The following is a 16469-nucleotide window of genomic DNA, read 5'->3' as shown; positions in this document are numbered from 1 at the left end:
CCCGAACTCGGAAGTGAAACAGGCCTACGCCGATGGTACTCCGGCTCAAGCCGCGGAAGAGTAGGTCGCCGCCAGATCCGCCCATCAATGATACAAAAAAATCACGTTGTTTACTGAAATGAATGTAAAAGCCCGGCGTGACCTTGAAGGTCCGCCGGGCTTTTGCTGTCTGACATCCCGTCGGTGTGGTGGTTTTTCCGCTTTTTTGACCCCCGGCGCCGGGATCACATTATCGACAGCACTCACGCGCCGGGTTCCAATCACAAGTCATTGCTTTAGCATCAGGGCCAAGGGCGCGGATGCGGGCGGTGACGCATCAGGCTGCGTCCGGCGGAAAGGATGTGGGCGAAGGAGGCGCTGTGACGATGCTGAACTGGGGAATTCTCGGAACCGCCAAAATTGCCGAGGAGCGCCTTGTTCCCGCAATGCGGCGGCTGCGGCATCCGGTCAGGGCCGTGGCGTCCCGCAGCGGTGATCGGGCGTCTGCGTTCGCCCGCAAGCACGGCATTGATCGGGCGCATGACAATTATGAGGCGTTGTTGGCGGATTCGTCCGTCACCGCGGTATATATTCCGTTGCCGCATGTTCAGCATGTGCCTTATGCCATACGCGCGCTGGAGGCGGGCAAGCATGTGCTGGTGGAAAAGCCGGTCGCGCTGGATGCGGAGTCTCTCATGGCCTTGCAGGCGGCGAGCGAAGCACACCCGGACCTGTTCGTCATGGAAGCCTTCATGTATCGCTTTCATCCGCAGTGGCGGGCCGTTCAGGCCATTCTTGCGGCGGGTGAAATCGGCCCGGTGACGGGGATCAACGGCTATTTCACCTATTTCAAGGAAGACCCGTCCAATATTCGCTTTCAGCCGGAGCTGGGGGCCGGTGTGTTTTGGGACATCGGCGCCTATCTGGTGGACAGCACGCTGCGCCTTATGGGGCAGGAGCCGTCCCGCATTGTGGCGGATCGGCAGCTTCACCCTGATATTCCCATGGACGTGGGGCTGGCCTGCGTTTTGACCTTTGATGGCGGGCTTGCCAGCCTTCATGCATCCATGCGGAGCGAGCGCAGCCAGCGCCTGCATATCATGGGGGAGCGCGGCCAGGTGGAGATCATGGAGCCCTTTAACCAGATCAACGCGCAATCGGATATTCACATCCGGCTTAAGAATGGTGCGGGGCGCGCGCTCACATATTCCCGCGGCAATGCCTATGTGGACATGCTACGCGCATTCGCCGCCGCCGTTGAGGCCGGTCAGTCTTCGGCACCGACCCTGGCCGACAGTCTTCGCACCACACGGGTGCTGGAGCGTATACAGCAGGCGGCATCGGCGCCGGGGGTTGTTGAGGGTGGGGAGAATGGCCATCTCAAGACCACATGATTGATCATCATGGCCAGGAATCAGGAGGATATCCATGACATTACATAGACGCCAGTGGCAGCGGAAAACCGGTATGGCGGCGCTTGGCGCCCTGGCCGTGAGTGCCTTGTCTCTCGGTCTGGCGCCAGAGGGGGCCACGGCCCATGATCAGCACACGGCCAATGCCATGATGCATGATCAGGATGGCCGGGAGATCGGCAAAGTGGTGCTGACCGAAACCGATCAGGGCGTGCATATAAAGGCATCGCTGACCAATATCCCCGCCGGAGCGCACGGTTTCCACCTGCATGAAACGGGAAGCTGCGAGGACGGCTTCAAGGCGGCTGGGGGTCATTATAACCCGGAAGGAAACAGCCACGGCTTTTATCATGGGGATGGCCGCCACGCGGGCGACCTGCCCAATATCCATGCCGAGGGGGACGAGATCGCCAATGCCGAGATGTTCACCGATCTGGTGAGCCTGAACCCGGACGCCGACAATTCCCTGATGGATTCGGACGGCAGCGCCGTGATCGTGCATCAATACCCGGACAGTTACGGCGAACAGGCGGGCGCGGGTGGCCGCATCGCCTGCGGTGTCGTGACCCGTATCAAGCACGAACACTAGGGCCCTGAAAGTCCGTATAATACGATGATCCGAAACAGGAAACGCTCCCGCTTTGGGGGCGTTTTCCATGGGGCGCTATTCCATGTTGGCGATCACGTCGCGGGCGATGATGATCTGCTGAATCTGGGTGGTGCCCTCATAGATGCGGAAAAGGCGGGCATCGCGGTATAGCTGCTCCACGCCATAGTCGGCGATATAGCCCGCCCCGCCATGAATTTGCACCGCCCGGTCCACCACGCGGCCCACCATTTCGCTGGCGAACAGCTTGCAGCAGCTCGCCTGGCGCCGCACGTCCTCGCCCGCATCCATGGCCGAAGCCGCTTCCCGCACCAAGGCGCGGGATGCCTGGATTTCCGTTTCGCTGTCCGCGATCATGGCCTGAATGAGCTGGAAGTCGCTGATGGCCTGGCCGAACTGTTTTCGCTCCCTGGCATAGCGTACGGCATCGTTCAGGGCGCGGCTTGCCAGCCCTGTACAGCTTGCCCCGATGTGCAGCCGCCCGCGAGAGAGCACTTTCATGGCCGTCTTGAAGCCCCGGCCCGGCACGCCGCCAATGATGTTTTCCGCCGGAACCCGGCAGTCGTCGAACACCACATCCGCCACGGGGGCGCCTTTCTGGCCCATCTTCCTTTCCGGCTGACCGATATGGATGCCGGCTGTGTCGGCGGGCACCAGAAAGGCGCTGACCCCGCTATGGTCGCGTGTATCCGGGTCGGTGCGCGCCATGACCGTGAACAGCCCGGCGATCGGGGCATTGGTGATATAGCGTTTGGTGCCGTTGAGCACATAATGGTCGCCGTCCAGCCGGGCGCTGGTCTTGAGCGCGCCCGCGTCCGAGCCGCTGTCCGGTTCGGTCAGACAGAAGGAGCCGATCACCTCCCCGCTGGCGAGCCGGGGCAGCCAGTAGGCTTTCTGTGCCTCGGTGCCGTCGATCACGATGGCTTGTGAGCCGATGCCCACATTGGTGCCGAAGATGGACCGGAAGGCGGGCGCGGCGCGGCCCAGTATCAGGGCGGCTTCCACTTCCTCGCGCATGGTCAGGCCAAGGCCGCCATATTCTTCGGGGATGGACAGCGAAAACAGCCCCAAATCCCGCATTTCCTGCACCAGAGGCGCCGGAATGGCCCCGTCCCGCTCCACAATCGGTTCGTTCACGATCATGCGTTCGGCAACGAAGCGTTCCAGCGTGGCGAGCAGTTGGCCCAGCGTTTCCTGATCAAACGGCATGGATCGTCCTCCCTTGTTTCCCCCGTGAAAAGGTACACCCCTGATCCTGTGTGACAAGCGCCCCTTGCCGCACGCCTTTTGGCGCACTAGCCTCTGGGTCGGAAGTTTCCAATGCAACGGTCCTCCCTAAGGTCGGGGCGGGCTGTCCCCGGTTCAACAAGGATGCAGCATGAGCAAGCGTGAGCCCGCGATGAATTATCCCAAGGGAATCGTGCCCTTCCACTGGGACGATCCGTTCTTTCTGGATCAGCAGTTGTCGCAAGAGGAACGCATGATCCGTGACGCGGCGCGGGCCTATTGCACCGACAGGCTGATGCCCCGTGTGCTGGAAGCGAACCGGCACGAGATATTCCACCGCGAGATCATGACGGAGCTGGGGGAGCAGGGGTTGCTGGGCATCACCCTGCCGGAGGACTATGGCTGCGCCGGGGCATCCTATGTCTCGTACGGTCTTGTGGCGCGGGAAGTGGAGCGGGTGGACAGCGGTTATCGCTCCGCCATGTCCGTGCAAAGCTCACTGGTGATGCACCCGATTTATGCCTATGGCAGCGAGGATCAGCGCCAAAAATTCCTTCCCGGTCTCGCCAGCGGGGAACTGGTGGGCTGCTTCGGCCTGACGGAGCCGGACGCGGGCTCCGACCCGGCGGGGATGAAAAGCCGCGCAAGGCAGGTGGACGGCGGCTACCGGCTGACCGGCGCCAAGATGTGGATCACGAACAGCCCGATCGCGGATGTGTTCGTGGTCTGGGCCAAGTCGGATGCCCATGACGGCAAGATTCGCGGCTTTATTCTGGAAAAGGGCATGGACGGGCTGAGTGCGCCCAAGATCGAGGGCAAGTTTTCGCTCCGGGCCTCCATTACCGGCGAGATCGTGATGGACGACGTGTTCGTGCCGGAAGAAAATCTGCTTCCCCACGCCAGCGGCCTTGGCGGGCCGTTCGGCTGCCTGAACCGGGCGCGTTATGGCATTGCATGGGGCGCCATGGGCGCGGCGGAATTCTGCTTTTTCGCGGCCCGGCAATACACGCTGGACCGCAAGCAGTTTGGCCGCCCGCTCGCCAATACCCAGCTTGTGCAGAAAAAGCTGGCGGACATGATGACGGATATCACCCTTGGCCTTGAAGGGGCGCTCAGGCTGGGCCGCCTGATGGACGGGGACAGCTTCAGCCCCGAAATGATTTCCATGATGAAGCGCAATAATTGCGGCAAGGCGCTTGATATCGCCCGCACCGCGCGCGACATGCATGGGGGGAATGGCGTGTCGGACGAATATCATATCATCCGCCATGCGATGAATCTGGAAGCCGTGAACACCTATGAAGGCACGCATGATGTGCACGCCCTGATCCTGGGGCGCGCCATAACCGGGCTTCAGGCGTTCACCGGCTAAGGGCACGTTTTCAAAAAAGGGGAGGGGCGTATGACCCGTACTGTGGAGACCATGTTTTCCTTGACCGGCAAGGTGGCCCTGGTGGCCGGGGCCAGTTCCGGTATCGGTGCCCAGTTCGCCGGTGCCCTGGCCCGCGCCGGGGCCGATGTGGTGCTGGGCGCCCGCCGGGAAGACAGGGTGAAGGCGCTGGCGGACGAAATATCCGGGGAGACGGGCCGTCGCACCCTGGCCGTGGCGCTGGATGTCACCGATGGCGACAGTGTGCGAGCCGCCTTCGATCAGGCTCAATCCGCGTTGGGGCTGCCCGATGTGGTCTGCAACAATGCCGGGCTGGCGGTGCCCGAATGGGCCGTGGACAGCACCGAGGATGCCTGGGACATCACCATGGACACCAACCTCAAGGGCATGTGGCGGGTCGCCACCGAGGCCGCCCGCCGCCTGCGCGATGCGGGCCAGTCGGGCAGCATCATCAACACGGCCAGCATTCTCGGCCTTGGTGTGGCGCCCATGCAGATGACCTATGCCGTTTCCAAGGCGGGCGTGGTGCAGATGACCCGCGCCATGGCACTGGAATTCCAGCGGTTCGGTATCCGGGTGAACGCGCTCTGCCCCGGCTATTTCAAGACGGAAATCAACGATACCTTCCTGGACAGCGAGCGCGGCAAGGCCATGGTGGCCAAAACCCCGGCGGGCCGTGTGGGCGAATTGCATGAACTGGAAGCGCCCATGCTGATGCTGGCAAGCGACGCGGCCAGCTTCGTTACCGGCGTGGCCCTGCCTGTGGACGGCGCCCACAGCGCGGCGCTGATCTGATCGCCCGGTCGGGTGAAAACGGCGTGGGGCTGGCTGTTCAGGCCAGCCCTTTTTCATAGACCCGATAGGTCTTGTATGGCTTGCAGCCTATGTCGGTCAGAATCTTGTTCATGCCGTCATTGTCTTCCAGTATCCAGCCCAGTTCGCCAAAGGTGGCGCCGCGATCCACCACATTGTCGCGGCTGTCGCTGATCATCCAGATGGCGAGCGCGGCACCGATCGGCCCGCGTTGATAGGCCTTGCGCACCCCCATCAGCGGCACCCGCATCCGGTCCTCCCGGCCACTCAGAATCAGGCGCCATAACAGTTTGGCCAGCCCGATCGGTGTCAACTTGCCGTTCAGGTCCCGGATTTTGTGGTTCACGTCTGGAATGGTGACCATGAAGGCGGCTGGTTCGCCGTCCACTTCCGCGATCATGGTGCGATAGGGCTTGACGATGGGCTTCAGCGCCTTGGCCGCATGGGCGGCTTCTTCTTCCGTGAAGGGCACATAGCCCCAATTGTCGGACCAGGCTTCGTTGAAGATATCCATGATAAGGGCAAGGTCGCGGTCAAAGTGCTTCATGTCCAGTTCGCGCACATTCAGCCGCTTGTTGCGCCTGGCCAGCTTGACGATGCGATGGGTTTTTTCCGGGAATCCGGGGTGCAGGTCCAGTTCATAGGCCAGCATGTCCCGCGCCTCGCCATAACCCAGGTCTTTCAGCCAGCCATCATAATCGGGCCTGCCATGGGGCATCATGAAAACCGGCGGCGTGTTGAAGCCATCCACCAGCAGGCCCGCCTGTTCATTGGCGGACAGCGACCACGGCCCCTGCACGCGGGTCAGCCCCCGCTGCCGCGCCCAGGCTTCGGCGGTTTCCATCAACGCGCGGGCGGTTTCGAAATCCTCCGCTTCGAAAAAGCCGAAATGGGCCAGGTCCGTGCCATAGCGATCCTGCGCCAGCCGGTCGCTCTGGGCCGAAACCCGCCCCACCACATGACCATTGCGCTCCGCCAGCCAAAAGGCCACCTCCGCATGGTTGAAATAGGGGTTCTTGTGGGCTTGCAGCGCGTCCAGCCGCTCCAGCGTGAGCGGCTGTATCCAGTTCGGATCATCCCGATAGATGTGCCGGGTGCAGGTGATGAAGGTCTTGAGATCCCGCTTGGTGCGAACGGGCCGGATAGTGGTGGTCACGGGGCATCCCTTTCCGTTTCGGGTGGCTGATCCTTGCGCCGCCCCAGCAGCCGGGCAAGCCGCCCCAGCCGCCCAAGCGCCGTTTCATCCGGCCCGGTCAGCCCGGCGCGGATGAAGATCGCCATCGCTGATAGCAGCAAGAGCGGCATGATCACAAGAAGGCTTCCAGGCGGTGGGCCGAGCAGGGCAATCCCCCGGCCCGCCAGCAGGATGAGAAGCGCCAGCCCCCCCGCCACCGCAAGGGGCCGGATCATGGCCCGCCCATAGGGGTTGAGCCGGAACAACGCCATCGTTTGCCACAGGGCCAGCAGGGCGGTGGTGTTCAGCCCGGCGGCGGCGGCCACCGCCGCGCCGTTCAGGCCGTGGGGCGGGATCAGCCACAATCCGAGACCGCCCATCACCACAAGCCCGGCCAGGCTGTTCAGTGCGGGCAGGGCGTGGTGGCCCAGCATTTCCACCAGGGCCGTGGCCGGGCCGGTGGCCGCTTCCAGCACCCGGCCCGCTACCAGAATCACAATGGCACTGGCCGCGGCCATGAAGTCGGGGCGCATCAGGGCAAGCAGGTCGTGGCGCATCATGATCAGGGTCGCCCCCAGCAACAAGGCCAGGCCCAGCGCGATGCGGGTGGCGAAGGCGCCCATGCTGGCCAGTGTGGCCCGGTCACCCCGGCTGACCCGTTCGGCGGCCAGCGGTGCCATCACATAATCGAATGTGAGCCGCACCGCTTGCAGGGCGCTTGCCACCTTGCGGGCAATAGCATAAAAGCCCGCCGCCCGCGCGCCGTCCGCCCCCGGCAGCATGGCGTTGAGGGCCATGACCGGCACTTCGGAAAACAGCTTCTTGGTCAGGGCCGCCGGCATGACCGCCAGCCCGTATCCCAGCATGGCCCGGTTGCCCGGCGCCAGTACGGGCGCGCGCAGCACCGCCCGCAGGCCATAGGCCCGGCTGACCAGCCTGAGCGCCAGCGCCCCGGCTATGGCGGTGGAGACGAGATGCGCGGCGAACAGCCCGAAGGTCATCAGCCCCAATCCGGCAAAGCCCAGCCCCAGCACCAGCCGGGCGCCCTGTTCCACGAAAATGCGCACCTTGATTTCCGGGCCGAAGGTGCGCCGCGCGCGAATGGCGGCGGTGGCGCTTTCCACACAGGTCCACAGCGGCACGGTCCACACATAAAGCCGGATGATCCCGGCCAGCGCCGCGCTGTCTTCGGCCCCGGCATTGATCAGCCGGCCCAGCGGCTGGGCCAGCGCGGTCATGGCCAGCGCCAGCGCGATTCCTATGCCCACGGACAGCTTCAGCGCCGCCCCCGCCCGCTCGGCGGGCTGATGGTCGCCGGACTGCTCGGCCAGGGGGACAAAGCGTTGCAGGGCGGTGGTCATGGCCACATCGCTGAGCGCGGAGAGCACCTTCACATAAGACCAGAGCGCGGCATACAGCCCGAATGTTTCGGCGCCATAGGCCCAGCCAAAGGCGATCAGGCTGGCCACTTCGATCAGCGCGCCCAACCGACCGAGAAAGGCTTTGCCCGCGCCCGCCGCCACGCGGTGATTGCCATTGCCCTGGGCCGTCGCCATGTCAGCCACGCCGCCGTCGGCTGCGCCATCGGGCCAGTTTGGTGCCCACCTGTCCTTCCTCGCTGTAGAAGAGCACCGCATACCCCACCAGCAGGAACAGCAGGAAGGGCGCCCATGCGGCCAGAATGGGCGGGGCGACGCCGAATTCCCCCATGGCCAGCATGAAATTGTCCGCCACGAAAAAGGTGAAGCCCAGCGCCATGCCCAGCACCAGGCGCAGGAACAGGCTGCCGCCGCGATGAATGCCGAAAGCGGCCACGGCCCCCAACAGCGGCATCAGGATGCTGGCGGCGGGCCCGGCGATCTTTTGCAGGAAGCTGGCCATCAGGCGGTCGGTTGCCAGCCCTTCTTCCCGGCGTTGTTCGATCTTGGACCACAGGCTGGCGAACGGCAGATGATCGGGCTTGATGTCCAGCAGGGTAAAGCGCCCCGGCGACACATTCAGGTCCACCGGCTCGGTGGGTTGAATGGACAGGGCGTGACTTTGCGTGTCGAAGCGGCGCACCTCATGCAGGGTCCATCGGCCATCGCGATACCAGGCGAAGTCGGCGCGTGCGAGTTCCACGAGTCGTGATGTGCCTTCCCGCTTGAAGATAGCAACCCGGTCCAGAACGATCCGGTCATGTACGCGGCTTACGCGCCCCACCCGAACCAGCTTTTCACCGTCTTTCAGCCAGACCTGACCGCCCAGTTCGGTGGGGGGCGGCAGGTCCACCGCATAATCATTCTTCGCCCAGTAATCCAGTTCCCGACTGGCATCGGCCACGATCAGTTCGTTGAACGCGAAATGGGCGCCCGCGATCATCAGGCTGGCCAGCCCGATGGGGCTCAGAATACGGTGGGCCGACAGCCCCGTCGCTTTCATGACGATCACTTCGCTGTGCTGGTTCAGCGTGGCCAGCGTCAAAAGCGTGGCGAGGAGCGCCACGAACGGCGCGAACTGACTGATCAGTTGCGGCAGCCGCAGCGAGACATAGCTGATGATGGAGGCATAGGACGCGCCCTCCGCAGAGAGGATATCGTCGCTCTGTGCCAGCAGGTCGAGAATCTGGAGCACCATGGTCAGCCCCAGCAGAACGCCGAAGAAGCGTGTGAGATGCATCCTGGCCATATAGGTGGACAGGGTGCGCGACGGCAGGAAACGTCGGCGCAGGGCCCGCAGGGTGGAGATCGGGCGGCTGGCTGGCGCGGCGGTCATTCATGCACCCCGATGAGCTTGCGGGACAGGCGCCCGATCGGCCCCGCCACCATGTTCCAGCTTGCATTGACCCAGGCCAGCGGGTCGCCGCCCGCCCGGTGCGCTGCTACATGATAGAAGAACAGGCTGAGCAGGGCAAAGCCGGTGAACAGCGCCCATATGCTGAGATAGGGCGATATGCCCGCGGCCACGGCGGTTTCCATGCCTTCCATCACTTCATTATAGACGATCAGCAGGCCAAGCCCCACCACAAGCCCGGTGCTGCGCCCGGTGCGCTTGTTGGTCAGGCCCATGGGGGCGGCCAGAAAGGGCAGTATCAAAAAGGTGATGCTGTGCATGAGCCGCCAATGGAACTGGGCTTCAAAGGCGTTCCGGCGCCCATCGCTCAGGGTCGGGTCGTCTTTCATCTGCATCAGTTCGGGCAGGGTGATTTCCCGTTCTTCCCCCCCGCGGGACCGAAACGGCGTGCTGGTGGGCAGGTCGATCGCCAGATCCTGTTCGTCAAAGGTGAGGACGCGGGGTTTTTCCTGGCTTTCGTTCAGGTCCACCAACATGCCGTTGAACAGCCTGAGCAGCACGGTCTGATCATTGTCGGTGGCATAGAAGCCGCCACGCTCGGCGGTGACGGACATGCTGCCGCGTTCGTCCCGCCGTTCCAGAAAAACGCCATAAAGATCGGCGCCCTGATTGCGGGATTCCTCGATCCGCAGAACCATGTTGTCGCCCACCTCGACAAATTCACCCACCCGGATGCTGGCACCCAGCGCGCCGGAGCGCAGATCGAACACCAGCCCGCGATAGGCATAGCGGCTGTGCGGCTGAACCCAGCCCACAAGGGCCATATTGATCGCCACCAGCAGCAGGGAAAGCAGCAGCAGCGGGCGCATCAGGCGGGGCAGGCCGATGCCGCTGGCCACGATGGCGTCATATTCGCTGTTCAGGGACATCTTGCGAAAGGCCAGCAGAACGCCCAGGAACAGGCCGACGGGCAGTGCCAGCCCCATATAGTGCGGCGTAAGATTGGCCAACATGCGAAAGACCACGCCCACCGGCCCCCCTTCGTTGACGACGAAGTCGAAAAGACGCAGCATACGCTCCAGAATCAGCAGCAGGGCGGCAATGCCCAGCGTGATGAGCATGGGAGTCATCACCTGGCGGAGCACATATCTGTCAAGACGCGAGAGCATAGTTTGGCGCTACACTGCTTTAGGGGTGGATGCAAGGGCAATGGCGGCTTCCCGCCTTGCCACATCCTGCCTTTGGGCCACCATATTCCGGCCATGATCGCACGGCAGGGGTGGAGCAAGCGGTGTTCCGGGCCGCCAGGGCCTTGCCGGGCCAATGCCGCGGCCCTGGGCTGTCAACATGTAAGGAGAGTCTGATGTTCCCGTTTGTCCGTGCCGGTTCGGTTGTGTCCCCGGTTCGCATCCTGCGCCAGGCAGCCCTGGTACTGGGTGTGTTTTCGCTGCCTCTTGCGGGCCTGTCCGCCGCGCCGCTTCAGGAAGAGGCGGCTGATTCCGAAAGCGGCAGGCCGCCCCCCACCACGCTGGAAAACGCGGCGGGCTATCTGGGCGATGACTGCGAGCCCGGTTCCGGCGAGGCCAGTGTTCGCGTGCATGTGAGCAATATTACCGAGGCGGAGGGCAATATCCGGGTGCAGATTTATGGCCCCGACCCGGATGATTTTCTGGCCAAGGGCGCCAAACTGATCCGGGTGGATGTGCCTGCCGAGGATCATGATCAGACGGTCTGCGTGCCATTGCCCAAAGCCGGGGAACAGGCGCTTGTGGTGCTGCATGATCGGAACGCCAACGGCAAGGCGGACTTCTTCTCCGAAGGGTTCGGCTTTTCCCGCAACCCGGAACTGGGGCTGGGGAAGCCCGATTTCGACAAGGTGGTGTTCACCGCCGAGCCCGGTGTTCAGGATATGGATGTGCGGCTCACCTATATGTTCGGCAGCGACGCACCCGAAAAGAAAAAACGCCGCCGTCTCCGGCGCAGATAAGACCCCACGGGCGTTTTTGGAAGACACGCCAGAGAAAGCCACGGATATGTGAGGGGCCTTCCTCTTGCCTTTCGGGTCAAGTTTGGCTAAATCAGGCGCAACCGAGATGCCGCGTCGGGCAGGGCCCGATGCGAGGTTTTATTGCGGATCTGGCCCGCTGAATGCCAGAACAGGATTGGGATGCGATGCAACTGGACCGGTCAACAGTAAAAAGCGGCGCCGTGGTGCCCATGGTCGGGTTGATTTCCAATCCCAAGAGCACAACCAATGCCGGGGGCATGGAAAAGGTCCGTCGCCTGGTCTCGGAAAGCGGCAATGTGGTGCATTACGAACTGGATGGCCCTGCCAGCGTGGATGACGCCCTGGCCCTGCTGGCCCGCGCCAATCCCGCGGTTCTGATCATCAATGGCGGCGATGGTACCATCGGCATGGTGCTGGCGGCCCTGCTGCACCGGTCGCCGTTCAAGGTGATCCCGCCCATCGTGCTGCTGCCCGGCGGCAAGACCAACATGACTGCCGCCGATCTGGGCGCCAGGGGGTGCCCGGAAAAGGTTCTGCGGCGCGCGCTTTCGTTGTTGCGCCGGGGCAAGCTGGCGGATCGGCTCACCAGCCGGAACCTGCTTGAACTGGATATGGGTGACGGCACGCCGCCCAGGGTGGGCACCTTTCTGGGGGCTGCCGGGGTGGTAAAGGCGATTTTCTGGTGTCGGCGTCATGCCTATGCGCGCGGCCTGCCCAATGTGGTGGCGCATGGTGTTTCCCTGTTCACCATGCTGGGCGCGGCTCTGGCGATCGGCCCGCAGCGCAAGCTGATGCGGTCCAACCCCATGCGTATCAGGGTGCGCGGGGGCGGCGCGCTGGAAGGGCGATATATGGCGGTTTTCGTGACCTCGCTCAACAGCCTGCTGTTCGGGCTCAAGCCCTTTGGCCGGGAAGGTCAGGGTGGGCTTGGCTTCGCCGCGGTGGAACCGGGCACGGCCAATGTGATGCGGGCTTTCGTTGCCGTGCTGGGGCGCTGGTTTGGCCGCACCACCGTGAAGGGCGCTCATACCCGGCGCAGCGATCAGGTGGTGCTGGAATGCACCGATCCCCTGACCCTGGACGGCGAAATTTATACGCCCAAGCCGGGTGTGCCCATCACCGTGCGGGGGGACCGGGCGCTTACATTTGTCCGGCTCTGAGCCGTGACCCCCGGCGCGGCCATTCTGGCGGAGTGGGACGCCAAATCCGTTCCAGGCGCCATCGATGCCGCCGCCCGCGATGTGGCGGATCGTTTTTCCCCCGGTGTGGCGGGTGTGTTGTTTTACGGCTCTTGCCTGCGCACCGGTCAGGTGGCGGATCGAATCCTCGATTTTTATGTGCTGGTGGACCGGTACCGGCCAGTTTATGACCGGGCCTGGCTGGCGGTGGCCAATCGCGTTTTGCCGCCCAATGTATTTTACCATGAAACCCGGTGGGGCGATCAGGTGCTGCGGTCCAAGGTGGCGGTGCTTTCCCTGGATGACCTGGCCCGCCGCGTGTCCCCCGATTGTCTGAATGTGTCGGTCTGGGCGCGGTTTTCCCAGCCGGTTCTGCTGTTGCAGGCCCGCAGCCGGGCGGATCGCCGCCATATCGCCGATCAGGTGGGGCGGGCGGTGACCACCATGCTGGCCCATGCCCGGCCCATGGCGCCGGATGCGGATCATGCCGGGCTCTGGAAAACGGCCTTTCGCCAGACCTATCGTGCTGAGCTGCGCTCGGAAAAAGGCGGCAAGGGGGACGAAATCCACGCCCTGGACGCGGCCCGGTATGAAAAGCTGACGCCGCTGATGCTGCCCCATCTTCCTCCGCAGGCGGCGCGTGGTCCGACAGCGGCGCGCTGGTACTGGTGGCTCAGGCGTGTCAATGGCAAAACGGTCAGCTTTCTGCGCCTGATCAAGGCAGCCGCCACCTTTGATGGCGGCATTGATTATCTGGCCTGGAAGATCGAGCGCCATTCCGGCGTGCCCGTCCCGGTGACGGACGCCATGCGCCGACATCCGATCCGCTCCGGCCTCCGGCTGTTCTGGCAATTACGCCGAAAAGGCGCCTTCCGCTGACCAACCGATCGTTCGGCCTCTGGACCCGCCACTATCCCGCCCACGGACCCATCCGACGGGCGCGACCGCGCCCCGCCGCCCATGCGGCGCCCCCGCGGAGCGCGTGCGAAAGCACGCTTGCGTGAGCGAAAACAAAGCCGCGACTCACAGACACCAACGTCGCCTCTACCGCCATCCCGCACACGCGGGATGAGCGGAGGCCACAAGCGTGGCCCGCGGCAAGTGCCGCGCCCTCGCGGAGCGCGTGCGCAGCACGCTTGCGTGAGCGGTAAGCAAACAAGCACCGGCGCTGCTTCTACCGCCATCCCGCACACGCGGGATGAGCGGAGGCCACAAGCGTGGCCCGCGGCAAGTGCCGCGCCCTAGCGGAGCGCGTGCGCAGCACGTTTGCGTGAGCGGAAACAAAGCCGGGCGCAAGCCGCCCGGCGTGAGCGGAATCTTTAAGTCAGGCCGCTTCCAGCAGCCCCACTTTTTCGGCGGCACGGTGGAATCGGGTGATGATCCGGTCCACCTGTTCGGTGCTGTGCTGGGCGCAGAGCGAGGCGCGCAGCAGGTTCATGCCGCTCGGCGTGGCGGGGGGCAGGGCCATGTTCACATAGACCCCTTCCAGCAACAGGGCTTCCCAGAGCCGGGTGCAGCTTACCGGGTCCGGCAGGCAAAGGGCGATGATCGGGCTTTCCGCTTCGGGTGTGGCCAGCGTGAAGCCCATGTCCTTGAGCGCGCCGTGCAGGCGGCGGGCGTTTTCCCAAAGGTGCGCCCGGCGATTGTCCGCACGGCTCAACCCTTCGATGGATGCCAGCGCCCCCGCCACGACGCTGGGCGGCAGCGAGGCGGTAAACATATAAGGGCGACAGACAATTCGGAGCGTGTCGAACTTGGGCTCGTTGGAAACGCAGAAACCGCCAATGGTGCCCACCGACTTGGAAAAAGTGCCGATGATGAAATCGGTCAGATGCTCAACGCCCTGTTCCTGCGCCACGCCGCGCCCGGTTTCGCCGCAGAAGCCCATGGAGTGGGCTTCGTCCACCAGGGTCATGGCGCCATATTTGCGGGAGACTTCCAGCAGCGCCTTCAGCGGTGCGGCATCGCCCATCATGGAATAGATGCCTTCCACTACCACCAGCTTGCCGGCGTCCGCGGGCAGGCGCTTCAGGCGGCGTTCCAGATTGTCCGGGTCATTGTGCTTGAAGCGCACGACGGTGGCATTGCCCATGGCCGCGCCGTCATAGATGGAAGCGTGGCTGTCCGCATCGATGATGAGATAGTCGTCCTTGCCCGCCAGCGTGGCGATCACGCCCAGATTGGCCTGATAGCCGGTGGAAAAGACCATGCAATGATCCATGCCGTAAAAATCGGCCAGCGTGGCTTCCAGCTTCTTGTGCCCGTCATAGGTGCCGTTGAGCACGCGGGAGCCGGTGGTGCCCGTGCCATAGGCCCTGAGCGCGGTTTCCGCCGCTTCCATGGCGGGCTGATAGAAGGTCATGCCCATATAGTTGTTGGTGCCCGCAAGGATGGTGCGGCGGCCATCGATCATGGCTTCGGTTTCCGAGAGAACCTCGTCCATCACCACCTTGAAGGGGTCCGCCTTGTCCACCGGCAAATGGGCCTTCTGGGCGGCCACGGGGTCGAATTTGTCCAGCAGGTTCATGGCTTACACCCCTTTTTCCTGAATGCGCTCCACCGCGTCCGCCACCTGTTCCACGGTCTCAAGCTCAGGCAGGATATTCAGCGGCAGAACGATGTCAAATTCGTCTTCGATCTCTGCCACAAGGTCCATGACCGTGAGCGAGTCCAGTTCCAGGTCCCCGGCGAAGGAGGTCTGGGGCGCGACCGTGACCCCTTTCTTGTTGAGCGGAGCGATCAACGCGATAATGCTGTCCAGGGTTGCCTGTTTGGCCATGCGGTGCCTGCCCTTCTTCTGTCGGCGCCTGCCGACCACGTGACTGAATACGATCCCCGTGCCAGGCGCGCATGTGCCTGCACCGGGTTTGAAAGGGCTATAGGTACCCGTGATCGCGGTACCATGCAATGGTATCCGCAAGCCCGCTGACAAGAGTGTGTCGCGCCTGCCAGTTTTCAAGCCGCGGCACCCTGCCTTTGGTGACCACCCAGTCCGGGTGTGCCAGAAAGCGGCCTCGGTCCCGGTCCAGCGTCAGGGGGCGCCCCCTGAGCCGCCCGATCAGCCCGCCGCCGAGACCGAGCGTTTGCAGCACCGCGCCGGGGACCGGCACCACGCGGGGCCGTCGGCCACCGGGGGCATGGGGGGCGAGCGCCCCGGCCACGTCATGAATGCCGTAGCCGCCGGGTGTGCCGTCGTCCATCTCATAGACCTTGTGTTGATGGCTGGCCGGGTCGGCGATTCCCGCCAGCGACAGCGCCACCAATGCACCGGCCATGTCGTCCGCGTGGATCATGGAAAAGCGGTTGTGGCGGCTGCCCGGCGCAGGCAGCAGACCGAAGCGCATGGCCTTGAAGAGCGTAAGGATTTCCATGTCGCCGGGGCCGTAAATGGCGGGCGGGCGCACGACCGTCCAGCCAAAGGGCCAGGCCGCGAGCCCCGCCCGCGCCGGATGTTCCAGCATCTGTTCGGCGGCCCGCTTGCTGGCGCCATAGGCGGACAGATGGGGTTCCCGCGCGGCCAGAGTAGAGACCAGCAGCACATGGCGCACATTCGTGGCGGCGGCGACCTTGAAAAGGGCGGTGCTGCCGGTAGCATTGACGGTGAAGAAGCCGTCCCGGTCCAGCGCCTTCACCAGCCCTGCCAGATGGATCACGCCGTCGGCTCCCGCCAATAGCTGTTCCAGCGCTGCGTGCTGATGCAGGCGGCCAGCGATCCAGCTTATGGGCCGGGTTTCCGTGGCCGCCAGATCCGCCGCCAGGGACGGGCGGGCCAGCGCGCGCACGCTCACCCCGGCATCGGCCAGGCGCGTGATCACATGGCGCCCCAGAAAGCCGGTGGCGCCGGTGACAGCGACCACCGGCGATGCGGGGCCGGCGGGTGCGGGGTCGGTGCCGGGCGCGGCCACGGGG

15 protein-coding genes and 1 rRNA gene are annotated in these 16469 nt (G+C 64.1%); 8 read left to right on the top strand and 8 right to left on the bottom strand.

The features are described from left to right. The 3 genes from rrf to WGH93_RS09675 all read left to right on the top strand — a co-directional run. A 5S ribosomal RNA gene (gene rrf / locus WGH93_RS13220) occupies positions 1–77 on the top strand; the annotation flags it as partial. Between the two features lie 288 nt (positions 78–365). Continuing rightward, positions 366–1373, top strand: coding sequence for a Gfo/Idh/MocA family protein (locus WGH93_RS09680; RefSeq protein WP_374764677.1), 1008 nt, complete (start codon positions 366–368; stop codon positions 1371–1373). 34 nt (positions 1374–1407) lie between these two features. Continuing rightward, positions 1408–1980 (top strand): superoxide dismutase family protein, encoded by a 573-nt coding sequence (locus tag WGH93_RS09675; protein WP_374764676.1) that lies wholly within the window; start codon positions 1408–1410, stop codon positions 1978–1980. Positions 1981–2055: 75 nt separating this feature from the next. On the opposite strand, the gene WGH93_RS09670 is transcribed toward WGH93_RS09675, so the two are convergent. Continuing rightward, entirely contained in the window at positions 2056–3207 is a 1152-nt protein-coding gene (locus WGH93_RS09670) for an acyl-CoA dehydrogenase family protein (RefSeq protein WP_374764675.1), read from the bottom strand. Positions 3208–3376: 169 nt separating this feature from the next. Here WGH93_RS09670 and WGH93_RS09665 point away from each other — a divergent pair, with 169 nt between their 5' ends. Both WGH93_RS09665 and WGH93_RS09660 read left to right on the top strand, forming a co-directional pair. Continuing rightward, positions 3377–4597 (top strand): acyl-CoA dehydrogenase, encoded by a 1221-nt coding sequence (locus WGH93_RS09665; protein WP_374764674.1) that lies wholly within the window; start codon positions 3377–3379, stop codon positions 4595–4597. Between the two features lie 30 nt (positions 4598–4627). Continuing rightward, complete coding sequence (locus tag WGH93_RS09660; RefSeq protein WP_374764673.1) at positions 4628–5410, top strand: SDR family NAD(P)-dependent oxidoreductase; 783 nt, start codon at positions 4628–4630, stop codon at positions 5408–5410. Positions 5411–5447: 37 nt separating this feature from the next. Here WGH93_RS09660 and WGH93_RS09655 read toward each other — a convergent pair whose 3' ends face one another. Genes WGH93_RS09655 through lptF form a run of 4 tightly spaced genes read right to left on the bottom strand, consistent with a single transcriptional unit; the run spans position 5448 to position 10543 of the window. Next, on the bottom strand, positions 5448–6584 hold the full coding sequence (locus WGH93_RS09655) for a GNAT family N-acetyltransferase (RefSeq protein ID WP_374764672.1): 1137 nt from the start codon (positions 6582–6584) through the stop codon (positions 5448–5450). Further along, complete coding sequence (locus WGH93_RS09650; protein WP_374764671.1) at positions 6581–8158, bottom strand: lipopolysaccharide biosynthesis protein; 1578 nt, start codon at positions 8156–8158, stop codon at positions 6581–6583. The genes WGH93_RS09655 and WGH93_RS09650 overlap by 4 nt, the downstream gene beginning before the upstream one ends. Position 8159: 1 nt before the next feature. Further along, positions 8160–9356, bottom strand: coding sequence for an LPS export ABC transporter permease LptG (lptG, locus tag WGH93_RS09645; RefSeq protein WP_374764670.1), 1197 nt, complete (start codon positions 9354–9356; stop codon positions 8160–8162). After that, positions 9353–10543 (bottom strand): LPS export ABC transporter permease LptF, encoded by a 1191-nt coding sequence (lptF, locus tag WGH93_RS09640; protein WP_374764669.1) that lies wholly within the window; start codon positions 10541–10543, stop codon positions 9353–9355. The genes lptG and lptF overlap by 4 nt, the downstream gene beginning before the upstream one ends. Before the next feature lie 194 nt (positions 10544–10737). On the opposite strand from lptF, the gene WGH93_RS09635 reads away from it, so the two are divergent. From WGH93_RS09635 to WGH93_RS09625, 3 genes are all read left to right on the top strand, one after another. Next, positions 10738–11361 (top strand): DUF2141 domain-containing protein, encoded by a 624-nt coding sequence (locus tag WGH93_RS09635; RefSeq protein ID WP_374764668.1) that lies wholly within the window; start codon positions 10738–10740, stop codon positions 11359–11361. A gap of 161 nt (positions 11362–11522) precedes the next feature. Beyond that, complete coding sequence (locus WGH93_RS09630) at positions 11523–12542, top strand: diacylglycerol/lipid kinase family protein (RefSeq protein WP_374764667.1); 1020 nt, start codon at positions 11523–11525, stop codon at positions 12540–12542. A gap of 3 nt (positions 12543–12545) precedes the next feature. Then, positions 12546–13439: a hypothetical protein gene (locus tag WGH93_RS09625; RefSeq protein ID WP_374764666.1), complete on the top strand. Its 894-nt coding sequence runs from the start codon at positions 12546–12548 to the stop codon at positions 13437–13439. 445 nt (positions 13440–13884) lie between these two features. Here the strand turns inward: WGH93_RS09625 and spt are convergent, their stop codons facing one another. The 3 genes from spt to WGH93_RS09610 all read right to left on the bottom strand — a co-directional run bounded on the left by spt (position 13885) and on the right by WGH93_RS09610 (position 16465). Beyond that, positions 13885–15087 (bottom strand): serine palmitoyltransferase, encoded by a 1203-nt coding sequence (spt, locus tag WGH93_RS09620; RefSeq protein ID WP_374764665.1) that lies wholly within the window; start codon positions 15085–15087, stop codon positions 13885–13887. A gap of 3 nt (positions 15088–15090) precedes the next feature. Next, a complete protein-coding gene (locus WGH93_RS09615) occupies positions 15091–15339 on the bottom strand; it encodes an acyl carrier protein (protein ID WP_374764664.1) in 249 nt (82 codons plus the stop codon). A 97-nt stretch (positions 15340–15436) separates the two neighbouring features. Next, on the bottom strand, positions 15437–16465 hold the full coding sequence (locus tag WGH93_RS09610) for an NAD-dependent epimerase/dehydratase family protein (protein ID WP_374764663.1): 1029 nt from the start codon (positions 16463–16465) through the stop codon (positions 15437–15439). Positions 16466–16469 lie beyond the last annotated feature (4 nt).

This window comes from Yunchengibacter salinarum (genome assembly GCF_037658235.1).
Lineage (GTDB): Bacteria > Pseudomonadota > Alphaproteobacteria > Sphingomonadales > Kordiimonadaceae > Yunchengibacter > Yunchengibacter salinarum.
This window is presented reverse-complemented; position numbering and strand designations above follow the sequence as displayed.

Coding starts and splice junctions, on each gene's coding strand:
- WGH93_RS09660 (WP_374764673.1), top strand. CDS start 4,628: ATGACCCGTACTGTGGAGACCATGTTTTCCTTGACCGGCAAGGTGGCC.
- WGH93_RS09665 (WP_374764674.1), top strand. CDS start 3,377: ATGAGCAAGCGTGAGCCCGCGATGAATTATCCCAAGGGAATCGTGCCC.
- spt (WP_374764665.1), bottom strand. CDS start 15,087: ATGAACCTGCTGGACAAATTCGACCCCGTGGCCGCCCAGAAGGCCCAT.
- WGH93_RS09615 (WP_374764664.1), bottom strand. CDS start 15,339: ATGGCCAAACAGGCAACCCTGGACAGCATTATCGCGTTGATCGCTCCG.
- WGH93_RS09650 (WP_374764671.1), bottom strand. CDS start 8,158: ATGGCGACGGCCCAGGGCAATGGCAATCACCGCGTGGCGGCGGGCGCG.
- WGH93_RS09630 (WP_374764667.1), top strand. CDS start 11,523: ATGCCAGAACAGGATTGGGATGCGATGCAACTGGACCGGTCAACAGTA.
- WGH93_RS09670 (WP_374764675.1), bottom strand. CDS start 3,207: ATGCCGTTTGATCAGGAAACGCTGGGCCAACTGCTCGCCACGCTGGAA.
- lptF (WP_374764669.1), bottom strand. CDS start 10,543: ATGCTCTCGCGTCTTGACAGATATGTGCTCCGCCAGGTGATGACTCCC.
- lptG (WP_374764670.1), bottom strand. CDS start 9,356: ATGACCGCCGCGCCAGCCAGCCGCCCGATCTCCACCCTGCGGGCCCTG.
- WGH93_RS09675 (WP_374764676.1), top strand. CDS start 1,408: ATGACATTACATAGACGCCAGTGGCAGCGGAAAACCGGTATGGCGGCG.
- WGH93_RS09680 (WP_374764677.1), top strand. CDS start 366: ATGCTGAACTGGGGAATTCTCGGAACCGCCAAAATTGCCGAGGAGCGC.
- WGH93_RS09635 (WP_374764668.1), top strand. CDS start 10,738: ATGTTCCCGTTTGTCCGTGCCGGTTCGGTTGTGTCCCCGGTTCGCATC.